This is a genomic window from Planomonospora sp. ID82291 (genome assembly GCF_015711645.1).
Taxonomy (GTDB): Bacteria; Actinomycetota; Actinomycetes; order Streptosporangiales; family Streptosporangiaceae; genus Planomonospora.
In genome coordinates, this window is record NZ_JABTEX010000003.1 from 529156 (window position 1) to 545174 (window position 16019).

Here is a 16019-nt window from a genome sequence, read left to right on the forward strand (position 1 = left end):
TCACAAGGTATTGACCGGGCGGTCAGCCGACCGGTGGGCGGACGCCGGTCGGCACCCGCCCGCCCCGGACGCCGGTCGGCACCCGCCCGCCCCGGACGCCGTCAGCCGACGGACGAGTACGCCACCACACCGCGCCGGAGCGCGTCCATCGCCTTGCCCGCGCTCTTCCTGATCGCGCTGTTCCGGGGCGCCGCGTCGGAGATCTGGCCGAGCAGGTCCAGCAGCTGCTTGGTCCAGCGCACGAAGTCGCCGGCGGCCAGCTCCGAGCCGTTGATCCCGTCGCCGAGCACGGCGTCCAGGGTGTGCCCCTTGGCCCAGCGGAAGGCCGCCCAGGCGAAGCCGAAGTCGGGTTCGCGGATGAACGCCAGGCCGTGGTCGCTCTCGATCGCCTCCAGGTCGCCCCAGAGCCGGATCATCTCCGCCATCGCCTGCTGCGCCCCGCCCGCGGGGATGCGGGGCTGGCGGGCCTCGTCGGCCTGCCGGGACTCGAACACCAGCGACGACACGCACGCGGCCAGCTCGGCCGGGTCGAGCCCGTCCCAGATCCCGGCCCGCAGGCACTCGGAGGTGAGCAGGTCCAGCTCGGTGTAGAGCTGGGCCAGGCGGCGCCCCTCGGCGGTGACGTCCTCCCCGTCGAGGTAGCCGAGCCGGTCGAGCACCCCGCAGACCCGGTCGAAGGTGCGGGCGATGACGTGCGAGCGGCCCTCGACCCGGCGGCGCAGGCCCTCGGTCTCGCGCAGCAGCTTGTGGTACCGCTCGGCCCAGCGGGCGTGGTCCTCCCGCTCGTCGCAGCCGTGGCAGGGGTGCTGCCGGAGCTCCCGCCGCAGACGCAGGATCTCCTCGTCCTCACCCGCGTGGTCACGGGCCCGGTCGGGCTTGCCCAGGTCGCGGTCGCCGATCTTGGCGTGCATCGAGGAGACGAGGTTGGCGCGCTCCTTCGGGGAGCGGGCGTTGAAGTGCTTGGGGATGCGCAGGCGCTCGACCGGCTCCACCGGGACCGGGAAGTCGGCCGGCGACAGCTTCTTGACCTGCTTGCCGATGGTCAGCACCAGCGGGGACGGCCCCTCGCCCCGGGAGTTGAGGCCCGGGTCCAGCACGACGGCCAGGCCCGCCCGGCGACCGCCCGGCACCCGGATGATGTCGCCGGGCCGCAGCGCCTCCAGCGAGCGCACCGCCTGCAGCCGGCGGGCGGCGCCGCGCCGGCGCGACAGCTCCGACTCGCGGTCCGACAGCGCCCTGCGCAGCGCGGCGTACTCGGTGAAGTCGCCCAGGTGGCAGGTCATCGCCTCGCGGTAGCCCGCCAGCGCCTCCTCGTGGCGGCGCAGCTGCTTGGCGATGCCGACCACCGCCCGGTCCGCCTGGAACTGCGCGAAGGACGACTCCAGCAGCGAGCGGGCGCGCTCGCGGCCGACCTGGCCGACGAGGTTGACCGCCATGTTGTAGGAGGGGCGGAAGCTGGAGCGCAGCGGGTAGGTGCGGGTGCTGGCCAGGCCGGCGACGTGCAGCGGGTCCGTGCCCGGCTGCCAGTGGACCACCGCGTGGCCCTCCACGTCGATGCCGCGCCGCCCGGCCCGCCCGGTCAGCTGGGTGTACTCGCCCGGGGTGAGGTCGGCGTGGGTCTCGCCGTTCCACTTGTCGAGCTTCTCGATCACCACGGAGCGGGCGGGCATGTTGATGCCCAGTGCGAGGGTCTCGGTGGCGAACACCGCCTTGACCAGGTTGCGGGTGAACAGCTCCTCCACGACCTCCTTGAAGGTGGGGAGCATGCCCGCGTGGTGGGCGGCCAGGCCGCGCTCCAGGCAGTCGCGCCACTCCAGGAAGCCGAGCACGGCCAGGTCCTCGTCGGGCAGGTGCGCGGTGCGCTCGTCGACGATCTGCCGGATCTCGTGCCGCTCGGCGTCGGTGGTGAGCCGGAGCCCGGCGTAGACGCACTGCTGGACCGCGGCGTCGCAGCCGGCCCGGGAGAAGATGAACGTGATGGCGGGCAGCAGGCCCTCGGCGTCGAGCCGCTCGATGGCCTCGGCCCGGTTGGGCGGGCCCGGCCGGCGCGGGCGCGAGTAGCCGCGGCGGCCCCTGCCGTAGGCCTGGCGCTCCTCGTCGCGGGACAGGCGCAGCAGGTTCGGGTTGACCAGCGGCCGCTCGCCGTTCTCGTCGGTGACGAACAGGTCGTAGATGCGGTGGCCGACGAGCATGTGCTGCCAGAGCGGGACCGGGCGGTGCTCGTCGACGATGACGGAGGTGTCGCCGCGGACGGTGCCCATCCACTCGCCGAACTCCTCGGCGTTGCTGACCGTGGCCGACAGGGCGACCAGCCGCACCGACTCGGGCAGGTGGATGATCACCTCTTCCCAGACGGCGCCGCGGAACCGGTCGGCCAGGTAGTGCACCTCGTCCATGACCACGAAGCCGAGCCCGGCCAGGGTGCCCGACCCGGCGTAGAGCATGTTGCGCAGCACCTCGGTCGTCATGATGACGATCGGGGCCTCGCCGTTGACGCTGTTGTCGCCGGTCAGCAGGCCGACCTTGGCCGCGCCGTACCGCTTGACCAGGTCGTTGTACTTCTGGTTGGACAGGGCCTTGATCGGGGTGGTGTAGAAGCACTTGCGGCCCTGCTCCAGGGCCAGGTGGACCGCGAACTCCCCGACCACGGTCTTGCCCGATCCGGTGGGGGCGGCCACGAGGACGCCGTCGCCCGCCTCCAGCGCGCGGCAGGCGTCCAGCTGGAACTCGTCCAGCTCGAAGTCGTACAGACCGCGGAACGAGGTCAGGGCCGGCCCGCTCTCGGTCTGGCTCTGACGGAAGGCGGCGTAGCGTTCCGCAGGGGTCGTCATAATCTTCAGCCTACCGATATCGGAATTCCGGTCCGTCCTCCGCCGGGTACGGCCCCGCGGCCCGGACACCGGGCCGCCCCGCGGTCCCGGCCGTGCCCGCCCGGGCACCCGGCCCGGGGTGCTCTACGGCACCAGCACGCGCAGCGCGCCGGGCACGGCCTCGCAGACGAGAGGGACCGGGCCGATCCGCTCGCCGTCGGCGTAGGCGACCACGCCGGGGGCCTCCAGCGCCACCCGGCGGGCCCGTCTGATCGTGACGGCGGGGTGGTCGACGTGGGTGCCCCGGTAGACGCGGGGGAAGGCGCGCAGGAACCGGCCCGTGGACACGGCTCCGAGGATCGTCACGTCCAGCAGGCCGTCGTCGGGGAGCGCGCCCGGGCAGACCTTCATCCCGGCGCCGTAGGAGCGGGTGTTGCCGACCGCCACCAGCATGGCCTCGGTCTCGACGACCTCGCCGTCCAGGTCGATCCGGAACGGGATGGGCGTGAAGGAGCGCAGCTCCTCCACCAGCGCGACGAGGTATCTGGCCATGCCCGGCGGCCAGGTGAGCCGGTTGGCCCGCTCGTTGACCCGGGAGTCGAAGCCGCAGCACAGCACCCCGGCGAACCAGTGGTCCTCGCCGATCCTGACGGCGTCGACCGTGCGGACCCGGCCACCGAGCACGACGCCGGCCGCGGCGACCGGGTCCCCGGTCGGCAGGCCGAGGGCGGCGGCGATGTCGTTGCCGGTCCCGGCGGGGATGACGCCCAGCGGCACGTCGGTCCCGGCCACCGCCTGGACGGCGAGGTGGACCAGCCCGTCCCCGCCGAAGGCCACCAGCGCGTCCGGGCCCTCGGCGACGGCGGTGCACGCCCGCTCCAGCGCGTCCTCGGCGGAGTCGCCGAGGATCACCGAGACCTCCGCGCCCGTCCGCCGGAGGCGGTCCAGGGCGGGCGCGAGCAGGCCGCGCGAGCGGCCGCCGCGGGCGGCGGGGTTGACGAGGACGGCGATCTCTCCGGGCACGAACCGGAACTTATCGCCTATGTAGCGGAATCAGTATCGGTCGTTCTCGAATCGAGAGCAGAATCGTCGTCCGCGAGCGGAGCGGCGTCCGCGACCGGGGACGCCCCGGCGACCGGGGGGCCGTCGGCGGCGAGGGGGGACGCCTCGTCGTCGGACAGGTGCGAGAAGTCGTCCCCGCCCGCGGCCCGGCGCTCCCGCAGGAACATGACCCCCTCGGCCAGGGCGAACAGGATCACCATCGGCAGGGCCAGCGCGATCATCGTGAACGGGTCGCCGCCCGGCGTGGCCACCGCCCCGAAGACGAACATCAGGAAGACGACCATGCGGCGGTGCTTGGCCACCGTGGCGCGCGGCAGCACGCCGATGACGTTGAGGAAGACCATCAGCAGCGGCAGCTCGAAGGAGACGCCGAAGACGATGAGGAGCACCAGCGCGTACCCGAGGTACTCGTCGAGGGTGATGGTCGGGATCGCGTTCTCCGGCGCGAAGCCGAGCAGGATGGCCAGGCCCGTGTCCATCACGAAGTAGGCCAGGGCCGCGCCGCCCAGGAAGAGCGGGACCGCCATCCCCAGGAAGGCCAGCGAGTAGCGCTTCTCGTTGCGGTACAGACCCGGCGTCACGAACGCCCAGATCTGGTAGAGCCAGATCGGCGAGGTGACGACCAGCCCGAACATCGCGGCGACCTTGAGGTTCACGAAGAAGGACTCGAAGACGCCGAGGACGAGGAACGTGCACTCCCCGCGCAGCTGGTGCGACTGCTGGAGGCTGCAGTAGGGCGCGGAGACGAAGCTCCAGACCGGGTCGAAGAAGACGAACCCGAGGATGATGCCGCCGACCAGCCCCAGCAGCGCGATGACCAGGCGGTTGCGCAGCTCGCGCAGGTGCTCCATGAGCGGCATGCGCCCGTCCGCCGCCTCCGCGGACGGCACGGACCCGTTACGGCCCGGCTTGGGCCATTTCAGCAGCGCCATTCGCGAATCCCGGTCCGAGGAGTGAGGTGGTCAGGAAAGGGGGGCGGCATCCGCCCTACGGCTGCTCGGGGGCCCCCGACCGGGCGCGCAGCCGGGCCGCCTGCTCCTCCAGGGCGCGGGCCTGCTCCTCGGCCGACGGCGCGGCGGCCGGAGCCGGCGTGGCGAGCTGCTGCGGGGCCGGGGCGACGGGCTGCGCCTGCACGACCGTGGCGGTCGGCGCGGCGGCCTCGTCGTCCTCGCGGAGCTTGGCGGTCTCCGCCTTGAAAATGCGCAGCGACCGGCCGAGCCCGCGAGCGGCCTCGGGGAGCTTCTTGGCACCGAAGAGCAGCACCAGGATCAACCCGATGATGATCAGCTCAGTGGGTCCCAGGTTGGGCATGACACATCCTTAAGCCGAACGACGTGCAGTCTCTGTGCCGATCGTACGCTGCCCGGGGCGCAGACTCATCCCCCCGCGCTCCGGTCCTCGTCCGGCCGTCCGCCGGTGGCGCCCCGCACCGCCTCCAGCCGCCGGCGCGTCCGGTCGACCTCCCGGCCCAGCTCACGGGTGGCGAGCAGCACGCGGGCCCCCATCAGGCCCAGGACCGCCGCTCCCGCGAGGCCCAGTCCGACCGCGGCGAGGATCCAGCTCATGTCACCGGATCCTAACCGCGTGTCCGCCGTACGTCCGCCGCATGGCCGCCACCGGTTCAGCCGACCGACGCGTAGCGCGCGAGCGCCGCCGTGGCCGCGGCCCGCACGCTCTCGGCCAGCGAGGCCGGGGAGACGACCCGGCCGGTGCCGCCCAGGCGCAGCGCCAGCCGGAGCAGCCAGCTCTGGTCGCGGACCCGCAGGGCCACCCGCAGGCGGCCCTCGCCGAGCTCCTCGACCCGCTCGCACGGGTAGTACTCGGCCACCCAGCGGCCCGCCGCGGTCAGCTCCAGCTCGACCAGCTCGTCGGTGGGCGAGGGGCGGAACACCCCGGGCGTCACCTCGTCGGGCACCGCGCCGGCGGGCGGGTCGGCGGGCGTGTCCAGCACGTCCACGTCGAGCATGCGGTCCAGCCGGAACAGCCGCACCGCCTCGGCCCGGTAGCACCAGCCCGACAGGTAGGAGCGGCCGTCCACCACGACCAGCCGCATCGGGTCGACCTCGCGCGGGGTGATCTCGTCGCGGCCCGGCACGTAGTAGCGGAGCGAGAGCCGCCGGCGCCGCCGCAGCGCCTCGTTGACGGCCGGCAGCGCGTCGGGCGTGGCGTCCACCTCGACGGCGACCTGGCTGCTGACCGCGGCGGCGCCCTCTCCGGCGGCCTGCTCGAACTTGGCGATGACCCGCGCCAGCGCGTCGCGCTCGCCGAACTCCGGCATCTCGGCGAGCATGCGCAGCGCCACCAGCAGCGCGCTGGCCTCGTCCACGCCCAGGCGGAGCGGGCGGGCGATGGTCTCGGCGTTGTCGATGACGATCTCACCGCCGTCCCAGGAGACGTCGATCAGGTCGCCCGGGGTGTGGCCGGGCAGCCCGCACATCCACACCAGCTGCAGGTCGTCGATGAGCTGCTTCTCGGTCAGCCCGAAGACCTTCGCGACCTCGGGCACCTCCGCCCCGGGGTGGGACATCAGGTAGGGCACCAGGGCCAGCAGCCTCGGCAGCCGGTCGGCCGTCCCGCTCACCGGCGCACCCCCCTGTCCCCGGTGGCCGGCGGCGTGTCGGCGCGCCGGAGGCCCGCCTCTCCGCTCCCGCCCTGCGGACGGCCCGCGCGGGCCGTCCCGCCCACCGCGCCCGCCGCGCGGGGTCCGGTCCGGACGATCATGCCAGTGCTCCCTTCAGGCGGCAGATGACGGCCTCGCGGGCGTCGGGCGGCCCGACCACCTCGGCGTCGGCCGCGAACCCGGCGACCCATCCGGCCAGCCGCTCGGGGTCGGTGAAGTCGACCTCCAGCTCGTCCCAGCCCCCGCCGGCGGGCCGTACGGCCTTCGCCACCTGGCGCAGCCCCTGGCAGGCGCCCTCGCGGGCCCGGATGACGGCGGTGCGCGGGGTCAGGGGCGTGTCGTCGCGGTAGCCCACCATCGACCGGATGTCGACGCCCTCGGGCACCGTCACGGTGCCGGGCCGGCCGGCCGCGACCACCGGCCCGGTGATCCTGCTGAGCCGGAAGACCCGGGGGGCGTCGCGGTCGCGGTCGTGGCCCACGACGTACCACCGGCCGCGGCGGCTGACCACGCCCCACGGCTCGATCGTCCGGGTCAGCACGCTCTCCCCGGCCGCGACCCGGTAGGGGAAGCGGACCGGGCGCCGGTCGCGCACGGCCTCCCACAGTGCCGGGAAGGCCGGGTCGCTGGTGTCGACCCGCAGCTCCAGCGCGCCGCCGAGCATGCCGCCGGTCTCGTCGGCCTCCACCCCCCCGGCGCGCAGCTTCAGCAGCGCCCCGCTGGCCGCCTCGGCCAGGCTGGCCCGCTGCCACACCCGGGCCGCCAGGCCCACCACGGCGGCCTCGTCGGGCTCCAGGGTGATCTCGGGCAGCTCGTAGGCCTGCCGGACGATCCGGTAGCCCGGGTCCTCCTCCCACGGGTCCTTCTGGACCTCGATCGGGATGCCGATCTCGCGCAGCTCGTTCTTGTCGCGCTCGAACATCCGCTGGAAGGCCTCGTCGTTGGCCGAGTCGTAACCGGGCACGGCCTGGCGGATGTGCTCGGCGCTCAGCGGCCGCCGCGTGGCGAGCAGGCAGATCACGAGGTTCAGCAGCCGCTCGGTCTTCCGGCGTGACATCCGGCCTCCCTCCCTGTTCAAATGACGCTACCCTTCCCCGCGTGATCAGATGGCGCAGGGGCGAGGTCGTACGGATCCGGCGCGAGTGGCCGGGGGCGGTGGAGCTGGACGTCGCCACCGAGGAGGGCCAGGCGCGCGCGCTCGCCTACCCCGCCCTCGTGGGACGCCCCGAGCCCGGCGACGCGGTGCTGCTCAACACGACCGCGCTCGCGATGGGTCTCGGTACGGGAGGTTACGCCATGGTGGTGGCGATTCCCGACCGGTTACCGGAAGATCCACACGGACCGGGACATCTGGTGAAGGCACGCTACACCCCCCTGCAGGCCACCGTGCCCGGCGCCGACGAGCAGGACTCCCCGCACCACGAGGTCCTGCGCGAGGCCGACTCGCTGGACGGGATGCCGGTGGTCGTCGCCGACCTGCACTCGGCCCTCCCCGCGGTCCTGTGCGGCCTGTACGGCTCCCGCCCCGGCGTCCGGGTCGCCTACGTGATGCTCGACGGGGGCGCGCTGCCCGCGTGGTTCTCCCTGTCGGGCGCGCGGCTGCGGGAGGCCGGCTGGCTGTGCGGGACGGTGACCACGGGCCAGTCCTTCGGCGGGGACGTGGAGGCGGTGACCGTGCACACCGGCCTGCTGGCGGCCCGGCACGTCCTGGCGGCCGACGTCGCGGTCGTCACCCAGGGGCCGGGCAACCTGGGCGGCGGGACCCGCTGGGGCTTCTCCGGCGTCTCGGCCGGGGAGGCGGTCAACGCCGCCGCGGTGCTGTCGGGCCGCCCGGTCGCGGCGCTGCGGGTCAGCGAGGGCGACCGGCGCGAGCGGCACCTCGGCCTGTCGCACCACTCGCTGACCGCCTACGGGCGGGTCGCCCTGGCCCCCGCCCGGGTGGCGGTGCCCGAGCTGCCGGGCGACTTCGGCGCCCGGGTGGCCGAGCAGGCCCGGCCGCTGGGCGAGCGGCACGAGCTGGTCTCCGTTCCCGTGGACGGGTTGCACGACGCGCTGCGGACGTCGCCGGTGCGGCTGTCCACCATGGGGCGGGGACTGGAGGAGGACGCGGCCTACTTCCTGGCCTCGGCCGCCGCGGGCAGGCTGGCGGCCTCGCTGCTGCCGTAGGGGCCGCCGGAGGGCGCGGCGCCGTCCAGCACGTCCCCGCCGCCGGAGGAGCCCGGACCGCCGAGGAGGTCCCCGGCGTCGTGGAAGTCCTTGAACGTGAAGGCCCGGGGGGTGGGGCCCTCGCGCCGGAGCAGCTCCAGCCGCTCCATCCCCTCGGCCAGCGCGGGGACGTGCCCTTCGGGGATCCACCACATCACCGCGTACGGCTCCGCCACGTGCAGGAACCACTCCCGGCGCCGCTGCAGCACGGGCAGGTGGGCGCTGCGGTAGACGAAGTTCCACAGCGTCTCGCGCGACTCCCAGACGGAGAAGTTGATCACCAGGTCGTCGCCGTAGGCGTGCTGGACCGTGGCCTGGGGGTCGTCCTCGCTCTCCTTGAGCCGCCAGACGAAGCCGGGGGACCCGTCGGAGATCTTGTTGATCGGTTCGAGGAGCGCGACGAACTCGGCGATCTCGGGCGAGTCGAGGGGCGCCCGGAGGCGGGCGACGTTCAGCTGTGCCAGATGCATGACCTCAGCAGACCATCTCCGCGCCTTCTATGTCAATTATCATTATTTATAGAAAGGCTGACGCAGCACTCCCCCGGCCGCGGATCCGACCGGGCCCGCTCCGGGTCGCGGCCGAGTCCTTCCAGCAGCCCCCGGCACAGCGCCAGGTTCATCGAGCAGACCAGGACCGGGTGCTCCTCGGCCAGGACGTGGAACGGGCAGTTGCGCAGCCGCAGGCGGCCGTCCTCCTCGTAGGGCTCGTAGCCGCGCCGCCCCAGCACCGCACCGAGCTCCTCGGACGGCTCCGGCCCCTGCGCCGCGTCCCCCCGGCCGGCCGGCCCGCCCCGTCCGCCCGCGAACCTGCGCCCGGCCCGCCGCGCGGCCTCCGCGGCCCGCTCGTCCCCGCCGAGCAGGTCCACCGCCTCGGCCAGCACCAGGGCGAGCGTGCGGTAGTCGCGCGGCGGGACGCTCACCTGCCGCTCCCCCGGCGCACGGCGGTAGACCTTGGCGGGCCTGCCGCTCCCCGGGCCGGTCCGGTCCCCCAGCCGTTTGAAGCCCGGTTCCAGCAGCCCCGCCTCGACCAGCTTGTCCAGGTGGAACGCGGCGAGCGTGCGCTGCACCCCCACCGCCTCGGCCGCCTCGTTCCGTCCCACCTCGCGCCCCTGGGCGACCACGTACTCGTAGACCGCCCGCCGTACGGGATCGTTCAGGGCCGCCACCGCGCTCAGATCGTCGCCGTTCACGGCCGGAGTCTAGTGCGCCCGCCCCCACCGCCCCGCTCCTCGATCCGGACCGGCCCGCTCCGGCGAGACCGACCGGGACGGGCCGGACGGCGGACGGCGCAGGGGACGGCGGACGGGGAGAGGCGGAGAGGGGGCCTCAGTAGGCGGCGAGCACGTCCACGACGAAGACGAGGGTGTCGGAGGGCTTGACCAGAGGGGGCAGCCCCTGCCGGTAGCCGAGGGCCGGAGGCACGACCAGCGCGACGCGGCTGCCGACCGGGACGCCGGTCAGAGCGCGGTCCCAGCCCGGGATGACCGCGCCCTTGCCGATCCGGAACGCCCTGGGCCGCCCGGCCCGCCAGGTGGAGTCCAGCGCGGCTCCCGACCCCCAGACCCTGCCCTCGTACTGGACGACGAGGAGCTGACCGGCCTGGGTCCTGGCCCCCCTGCCCCGGATGAGCACCTCGGTCTCCAGGGCGGCGGGAGGACGGCCGTCGGGCAGGGTGAGGGCGGGCCGTTCCCCGGGGCCACCAATGATCTTCACTCCGGCGAGTTCCCCGGGACCACCGGACCCCTGCGCGGCGGCGCCGGACGGGAAGGCGCCGAGTACGTCGATCACGTAGAACAGCGTCTCCCCGGCGCTCATCCCGCCGGGCGGATTGGGCCCGTAGCCCTCCTGCGGCGGGATCGCCGCGACGACGCGGCTGCCGACCCGGTGGCCCTGCAGGGCCTTGCCCACGCCGGTGACCGCCCGGTTCAGCGGGAAGGAGGCGGGCACCCCGCCGTCGAAGCTGGACGCCAGCAGGCGGTTGTCCCCGCCGTCCCACACATGCGCGGTGTAGTGGGCGACGACCAGGTCGCCCGGCTCCACCACGGCGCCGGTCCCGGCCATCTGCTCGCGGACCCGCAGGTCCTCCGGAGGGCCCTCGGCCGGGAAGCGGACCTCCGGCTCGGCGCCGAAGTCACCGCCGACCGTGATGTCCGGGCCCGCCCGCCCTCCCGCGGTGCAGCCGCAGGCCAGCGCGAGCGCGAGCACGGCGAGCAGGGCCCGAGGACGCATCGGCTCCCCCTGGATCGGTGGACGCGCCCACCCTAACCCGCTATTGGGGGATATGTCAGTAGCGTGCGGCAGGCCCGGCCGCGCGGATGCGCGACCGGGCCGGTCCTGTCCCCGTCTGCTCCTGGTTCCGTCCCCGGCCGTCCCCGCTCGGGGCCGCCGTCTCCCGCTCCGCGGGAGGGCGCCGCGACCGGCCGGGCCTGCCGCGCCTAGTAGGCGCCGACGATGTCCACCAGGAAGACGAGGGTGTCGGTGCCCTTGATGCCCGCCTCCGGGCGGCCCTGCTCGCCGTAGCCGAGGTCCGGCGGGATGCTGACCAGCACGCGGCTGCCGACGGTCTGGCCGACCAGCGTCTGGTCCCAGCCCTTGACGACCTGGCCGACGCCGATCGGGAAGGTCGCCGGCTCACCCCGGCCCCAGCTGCTGTCGAACTCCTTGTCGGTGCCCCAGATCTTGCCGATGTAGTGGGCCATGAGCTTCTGGCCGGACTTCACCTCGGGACCGGTTCCCTTGATGACGACCTTGGAGACCAGCTCCTTGGGCGCCTTCTCCCCGGTCTTGGTGGTCAGCGTGGGCGTCTTTCCGGCCCCCGGGTTCGTCACCTTGACGCCCTTGACACCGGGGTCGGTCGCCTTGCCGTCCACGGTGACGGGCTTCGGCGGCGGCTGCTCCAGCCCCACCATGTCCAGCACCAGCACCTGGGTCACGTCGGCCTGGCCCTGCTGCTTGGCCTGCTCCAGCTGCTGCGGGCTCAGACTGTCGGGAGCCACCACGGCGATGTGGCGGCCACCCGGCCGGGCTCCGACGAACGCGTCCTTCAGAACCGCCGGCAACTGGTCGCTGACCGGGATGGTCTCCGGGGAACCCGTGTCGTAGGTCGACATGGCCGCGGGGTTGGTCTTGCCGTCCCACGTGTAGACCGTGTAGTTGACGACGACCTTGTCGCCGACCTTGAACTCCGCTCCGGAGCCGTCCTTGACCGTCTCCTCGACGGACTTCTTCGCGGGCGTGCCCGTCGGGAAGGTCACCGTCGGCTTCTTGCCGACGTCACCCGTCACCTTGATGCCGCTGCCGGCGGCGGACTCGGTGCCGCTCTGATCGGTGCCGCAGGCTGCGGCGAACAACAGAGGCACTGCGGCCAGTACGGCCAGGCTGCGGCGGCGCATTCGATATCCCTCAAGCAGACGTCAGGTTCGCGCCACACTATCCGACTGCCGCATACGGCCGGGATAAGCGGTGAAACGTTCATCCCGGCGCACGCTCCGCGCCCGCCGCGGGCGGCGGACCCGCCGTCACATGCCCGCGATCAGCTTGTCCACCCGCTCGTCCACGCTGCGGAACGGGTCCTTGCACAGCACGGTCCGCTGTGCCTGGTCGTTGAGCTTCAGGTGCACCCAGTCGACGGTGAAGTCGCGCCGCTTCTCCTGCGCGCGCCGGATGAACTCGCCGCGCAGCTTCGCCCGGGTGGTCTGCGGCGGCACCGACTTGGCCTCGAAGATCTTCAGGTCGGAGGCCACCCGCTCGACCGCCCCGCGCTTCTGCAGCAGGTAGAACAGCCCGCGGCGGCGGTGCACGTCGTGGTAGGCCAGGTCGAGCTGGGCGACCCTCGGGCTGGAGAGCGGCAGGTCGTACTTGGCGCGGTAGCGTTCGATCAGCTGGTACTTCGTCACCCAGTCGATCTCCCGCGCCACCAGGTCCAGGTTGCCCGTGTCGACCGCGTTGAGCGTGCGCTCCCACAGCTCCAGCACCCGGTGGCTGATCTCGTCGCCGCCGCGCCGGTCCACGAAGTCGCGGGCCTTGGCGAGGTACTCCTGCTGGATCTCCAGCGAGGACGCCTCCCGGCCGTTGGCCAGGCGCACCCGCCGGCGGCCGGTCATGTCGTGGGAGACCTCGCGGATGGCCCGGATGGGGTTCTCCAGCGACAGGTCGCGCATCACCGTGCCCGCCTCGATCATGCGCAGCACCAGGTCGGTCGCGCCGACCTTGAGCAGCATGGTCGCCTCGCTCATGTTCGAGTCGCCGACGATGACGTGCAGGCGGCGGAAGCGCTCGGCGTCGGCGTGCGGCTCGTCGCGGGTGTTGATGATCGGCCGCGACCGGGTGGTCGCCGAGGAGACGCCCTCCCAGATGTGCTCGGCCCGCTGGGAGACGCAGTAGACCGCTCCGCGCGGCGTCTGCAGCACCTTGCCGGCGCCGCAGATGATCTGCCGGGTGACCAGGAAGGGGATCAGCACGTCCGCCAGGCGGCCGAACTCGCCGTGCCGGCCGACCAGGTAGTTCTCGTGGCAGCCGTAGGAGTTGCCGGCCGAGTCGGTGTTGTTCTTGAACAGGTAGATGTCGCCGGCGATGCCCTCCTCGCGGAGCCGCTTCTCGGCGTCCAGGAGCAGGCCCTCCAGGATGCGCTCGCCCGCCTTGTCGTGCGTCACCAGCTCGATGACGTTGTCGCACTCGGGGGTGGCGTACTCCGGGTGGCTGCCGACGTCCAGGTAGAGGCGCGCACCGTTGCGGAGGAAGACGTTGCTGGACCGGCCCCACGAGACGACCCGGCGGAAAAGGTAGCGGGCGACCTCGTCGGGGGACAGCCGCCGCTGCCCCCGGAACGTGCAGGTGACGCCGTACTCGTTCTCAAGCCCGAAGATGCGACGATCCATTTCCTCACACTATTCGCCGAACCCCTCTCTCGGGAGGGATCAGTGGGGGTTTTCGGTCGCGGACCTTATGCCCCCGCCACCGGCGGCGTAAGCGGAGTCAGGGAGTGTAGATTTCCCGGAACTTGACGATCTTGCCCTTGTGGACGGTGATCAAGCCGGGCATCCTGTGCTTCTTCGCGTCGGCCAGCAGCGCCTTGCGGGAGCAGCGCTTGACGCCCAGGCCGGTCTTCGCGCTCACGGTCGTGCCCGCCCTGGCCGTGCCGCAGCCGAAGGCGCTGAGGTAGACGACGTTCTTGGCGACCGGTGAGGCGTAGGCGGTCGCGTCGCCCTCCGGCGGGCCCACGAAGTAGCCCTCGACGTGCTCGGCGTTCTTCCACCTGATCGGCTCGTACTCGACGTGGCCGGCGCCGACGTAGGTGATCCAGCCGCGCAGGACGCCGTCCTTGCGGGAGCTGACGCGCTTGGTGAAGTCGTGGCCCGGGTCACGCTGGAACGAGGTGCCGAAGACCTTGGGGTCGGGGAAGTCCGGGACCGCCGCGGCCTGCGCCGCGGTCGTCCCGGTCAGGGTGAGGGCGAACGCGGCGCCGGCCGCGGCAAGGGATCGCTTCATGCCCGGTACGACGCCGCCCCGAGCCGATCGGTTGGACCGAAACGCCGTGATCCGCCTCACATGTCCCCGGAAAGGGGTGACGACGGGCCCGCCGCACGCCCTTTCCGGGAAGCGGTCAGCCGCCGGAGCCGGTGTCGATGTCGCCCTCGGGGCCGGTCGCCGGACCGTCCGCCGGACCGGTGCCGCGCTCCGGAGCGGAGACGGCCCCCGGCGCGGACTCCGATTCCTGGGGCGGCGCCTGCGCGGCCGCCCCGGCCGCGGCCTCGGCGAGCAGCGCCTCCAGCCGGGGGCCGACGAGCCGCTGGAACTTGCGGTGCTCGCGGTTGCGGTCGAGCACCGCCACCTCCAGCTGCCCCACCGGGGGACGCTCGCCGCCCGGCTCGGTCAGCGCGGCCAGCGCCGCCTCCAGCGCCTGCGCCAGGGTCATGCCCTCCCGGTAGTGCTCCTTGAGCCGGGTGGTCACCGCCTCCGCCTGGCCGCCCATCGCGGCCATGCCGTGCTCGTCGAAGACCGAGCCGTCGAAGGTCAGCCGGTAGATCGCGTCGGTCTCCGGGGTGTCGCCGACCTCGGCGACGACCACCTCCACCTCGAACGACTTGATCGACTCGGTGAAGATCTGCCCGAGGTTCTGCGCGTACAGGTTGGCCAGGCCGCGCGCGGTGACGTCCGAGCGGTCGTAGGTGTAGCCGTTGATGTCGGCGTAGCGGATGCCGCCCAGCCGCAGCGCCTCGAACTCGTTGTAGCGGCCGACCGCGGCGAACCCGATCCGGTCGTAGATCTCACTGATCTTGTGCAGGGCCCGGGAGGGGTTGGGGGCGACGAACAGGATGCCGTGCTCGTACTGGAGCACGACCACACTGCGGCCGCGCGCGATGCCCTTGCGCGCGTAGTCCGCCTTGTCCCGCATGATCTGCTCAGGGGACGCATATCCAAAGGGCATGGACACCGTGGTGCTCTTCCTCTCGTGTCAGCGGGGCTCGTGTCAGCGCAGCGGGGCGACGGGACCGTCGGGGTTGGTCATGCGGCCGGCCACGGTCGTCTGGACGTACTCGGCGACCTCGTCGTCGGGCAGCCTGCGGAACCCGTCGGCGGTGATCGTGGCGACCACCGGCCAGATCCTGCGGGTCACGTCGGGCCCGCCGGTCGCCGAGTCGTCGTCGGCCGCGTCGTACAGCGACTGGATGAGCGCCATCACGGTGTCCTCGGGAGAGGCCCCCTCCCGGTAGAGCTTCTTCAGCGCGCCCCGCGCGAAGATCGAACCGGAGCCGATCGCGTGGTGGTGGAACTGCTCGTACGGCCCGCCGCCCACGTCGTAGCTGAAGATCCGGCCGCCGTCGATGTCGGGGTCGTAGGCCGCGAACAGCGGCACCACCACCAGGCCCTGCATCGCCATCGCCAGATTGCCGCGGATCATCGTGGCGAGCCGGTTGGCCTTGCCCGCCACCGAGAGCGTGCGGCCCTCCATCTTCTCGTAGTGCTCCAGCTCCACCCGGTAGAGGCGGGCCATCTCGATGCCGGTGCTCGCCGCCCCGGCGATGCCCATGCACGAGTGGTCGTCGGTCCGGAAGACCTTCTCGATCTCCCGCTGGGCGATGATGTTGCCGGAGGTGGCCCGGCGGTCTCCGGCCAGCACCACGCCTCCGGCGCAGGTGGCCGCGACGATCGTGGTCGCGTGCGCGATCCGGTCGCCGACCGGCGTCGCCAGGTTGTCGTTGCGGCCGGGCAGCAGCTCCGGCGCGTAGGACCCGACGAACTCGGTGAACGAGGAGTTGCCGGTGTTCGTGAAGATGTGGTTCACCATGCCGGCGGGCAGGTCCCTGTGCGATGCCACGC

16 protein-coding genes are annotated in these 16019 nt (G+C 73.1%); 1 reads left to right on the forward strand and 15 read right to left on the reverse strand.

All coding sequences use genetic code 11. The annotated features are described in order from the left end of the window. Positions 1-101 precede the first annotated feature (101 nt). The 7 genes from HS045_RS21615 to HS045_RS21645 form a co-directional block, all read right to left on the reverse strand. Entirely contained in the window at positions 102-2831 is a 2730-nt protein-coding gene (locus tag HS045_RS21615; RefSeq protein WP_196453259.1) for an RNA helicase, read from the reverse strand. A gap of 123 nt (positions 2832-2954) precedes the next feature. Further along, positions 2955-3833, reverse strand: coding sequence for a diacylglycerol kinase (locus HS045_RS21620; RefSeq protein WP_196453260.1), 879 nt, complete (start codon positions 3831-3833; stop codon positions 2955-2957). Between the two features lie 17 nt (positions 3834-3850). Beyond that, positions 3851-4804: a twin-arginine translocase subunit TatC gene (tatC, locus tag HS045_RS21625; protein ID WP_196453261.1), complete on the reverse strand. Its 954-nt coding sequence runs from the start codon at positions 4802-4804 to the stop codon at positions 3851-3853. 55 nt (positions 4805-4859) lie between these two features. Continuing rightward, the gene (gene tatA, locus HS045_RS21630; RefSeq protein WP_196453262.1) at positions 4860-5183 is read right to left on the reverse strand and encodes a Sec-independent protein translocase subunit TatA; all 324 of its coding nucleotides are present in this window, start codon (positions 5181-5183) and stop codon (positions 4860-4862) included. A gap of 65 nt (positions 5184-5248) precedes the next feature. Further along, positions 5249-5437, reverse strand: a complete 189-nt coding sequence (locus HS045_RS21635; protein ID WP_196453263.1) for a hypothetical protein — start codon at positions 5435-5437, stop codon at positions 5249-5251. Between the two features lie 56 nt (positions 5438-5493). Continuing rightward, positions 5494-6453: a YafY family protein gene (locus tag HS045_RS21640; RefSeq protein WP_196453264.1), complete on the reverse strand. Its 960-nt coding sequence runs from the start codon at positions 6451-6453 to the stop codon at positions 5494-5496. A gap of 136 nt (positions 6454-6589) precedes the next feature. Continuing rightward, positions 6590-7549, reverse strand: a complete 960-nt coding sequence (locus HS045_RS21645; protein ID WP_196453265.1) for a YafY family protein — start codon at positions 7547-7549, stop codon at positions 6590-6592. A gap of 41 nt (positions 7550-7590) precedes the next feature. Between HS045_RS21645 and HS045_RS21650 the strand changes: the two genes are divergently transcribed. Beyond that, positions 7591-8658, forward strand: coding sequence for a DUF3866 family protein (locus HS045_RS21650; RefSeq protein ID WP_196453266.1), 1068 nt, complete (start codon positions 7591-7593; stop codon positions 8656-8658). Here HS045_RS21650 and HS045_RS21655 read toward each other — a convergent pair. The 8 genes from HS045_RS21655 to prcB form a co-directional block, all read right to left on the reverse strand. Beyond that, a complete protein-coding gene (locus HS045_RS21655) occupies positions 8604-9167 on the reverse strand; it encodes a DUF3291 domain-containing protein (RefSeq protein WP_196453267.1) in 564 nt (187 codons plus the stop codon). The two genes, HS045_RS21650 and HS045_RS21655, sit on opposite strands and share 55 nt — an antisense overlap. A 32-nt stretch (positions 9168-9199) precedes the next feature. After that, a complete protein-coding gene (locus HS045_RS21660; protein ID WP_196453268.1) occupies positions 9200-9889 on the reverse strand; it encodes a metalloregulator ArsR/SmtB family transcription factor in 690 nt (229 codons plus the stop codon). A 136-nt stretch (positions 9890-10025) separates the two neighbouring features. Next, entirely contained in the window at positions 10026-10928 is a 903-nt protein-coding gene (locus HS045_RS21665; protein ID WP_196453269.1) for an FKBP-type peptidyl-prolyl cis-trans isomerase, read from the reverse strand. Between the two features lie 206 nt (positions 10929-11134). After that, positions 11135-12091, reverse strand: a complete 957-nt coding sequence (locus tag HS045_RS21670; RefSeq protein ID WP_196453270.1) for an FKBP-type peptidyl-prolyl cis-trans isomerase — start codon at positions 12089-12091, stop codon at positions 11135-11137. Positions 12092-12217: 126 nt separating this feature from the next. Further along, on the reverse strand, positions 12218-13576 hold the full coding sequence (gene pafA / locus HS045_RS21675; RefSeq protein ID WP_196453271.1) for a Pup--protein ligase: 1359 nt from the start codon (positions 13574-13576) through the stop codon (positions 12218-12220). A 97-nt stretch (positions 13577-13673) separates the two neighbouring features. Beyond that, positions 13674-14186 carry a hypothetical protein gene (locus tag HS045_RS21680; protein WP_196453272.1) on the reverse strand — a complete coding sequence of 171 codons (513 nt, stop codon included), beginning with the start codon at positions 14184-14186 and terminating at the stop codon, positions 13674-13676. Positions 14187-14301: 115 nt separating this feature from the next. Then, the gene (prcA, locus tag HS045_RS21685; protein ID WP_196453273.1) at positions 14302-15126 is read right to left on the reverse strand and encodes a proteasome subunit alpha; all 825 of its coding nucleotides are present in this window, start codon (positions 15124-15126) and stop codon (positions 14302-14304) included. Between the two features lie 42 nt (positions 15127-15168). After that, positions 15169-16017, reverse strand: a complete 849-nt coding sequence (gene prcB / locus HS045_RS21690; RefSeq protein WP_374191403.1) for a proteasome subunit beta — start codon at positions 16015-16017, stop codon at positions 15169-15171. Positions 16018-16019: the final 2 nt, after the last annotated feature.

What these genes read in the sequence shown, in the direction of transcription:
- tatA (WP_196453262.1), bottom strand. Translation starts at nt 5,183, where the DNA reads ATGCCCAACCTGGGACCCACTGAGCTGATCATCATCGGGTTGATCCTG.
- HS045_RS21615 (WP_196453259.1), bottom strand. Translation starts at nt 2,831, where the DNA reads ATGACGACCCCTGCGGAACGCTACGCCGCCTTCCGTCAGAGCCAGACC.
- HS045_RS21665 (WP_196453269.1), bottom strand. Translation starts at nt 10,928, where the DNA reads ATGCGTCCTCGGGCCCTGCTCGCCGTGCTCGCGCTCGCGCTGGCCTGC.
- prcA (WP_196453273.1), bottom strand. Translation starts at nt 15,126, where the DNA reads ATGCCCTTTGGATATGCGTCCCCTGAGCAGATCATGCGGGACAAGGCG.
- HS045_RS21655 (WP_196453267.1), bottom strand. Translation starts at nt 9,167, where the DNA reads ATGCATCTGGCACAGCTGAACGTCGCCCGCCTCCGGGCGCCCCTCGAC.
- pafA (WP_196453271.1), bottom strand. Translation starts at nt 13,576, where the DNA reads ATGGATCGTCGCATCTTCGGGCTTGAGAACGAGTACGGCGTCACCTGC.
- HS045_RS21680 (WP_196453272.1), bottom strand. Translation starts at nt 14,186, where the DNA reads ATGAAGCGATCCCTTGCCGCGGCCGGCGCCGCGTTCGCCCTCACCCTG.
- tatC (WP_196453261.1), bottom strand. Translation starts at nt 4,804, where the DNA reads ATGGCGCTGCTGAAATGGCCCAAGCCGGGCCGTAACGGGTCCGTGCCG.
- HS045_RS21635 (WP_196453263.1), bottom strand. Translation starts at nt 5,437, where the DNA reads ATGAGCTGGATCCTCGCCGCGGTCGGACTGGGCCTCGCGGGAGCGGCG.
- HS045_RS21645 (WP_196453265.1), bottom strand. Translation starts at nt 7,549, where the DNA reads ATGTCACGCCGGAAGACCGAGCGGCTGCTGAACCTCGTGATCTGCCTG.
- HS045_RS21670 (WP_196453270.1), bottom strand. Translation starts at nt 12,091, where the DNA reads ATGCGCCGCCGCAGCCTGGCCGTACTGGCCGCAGTGCCTCTGTTGTTC.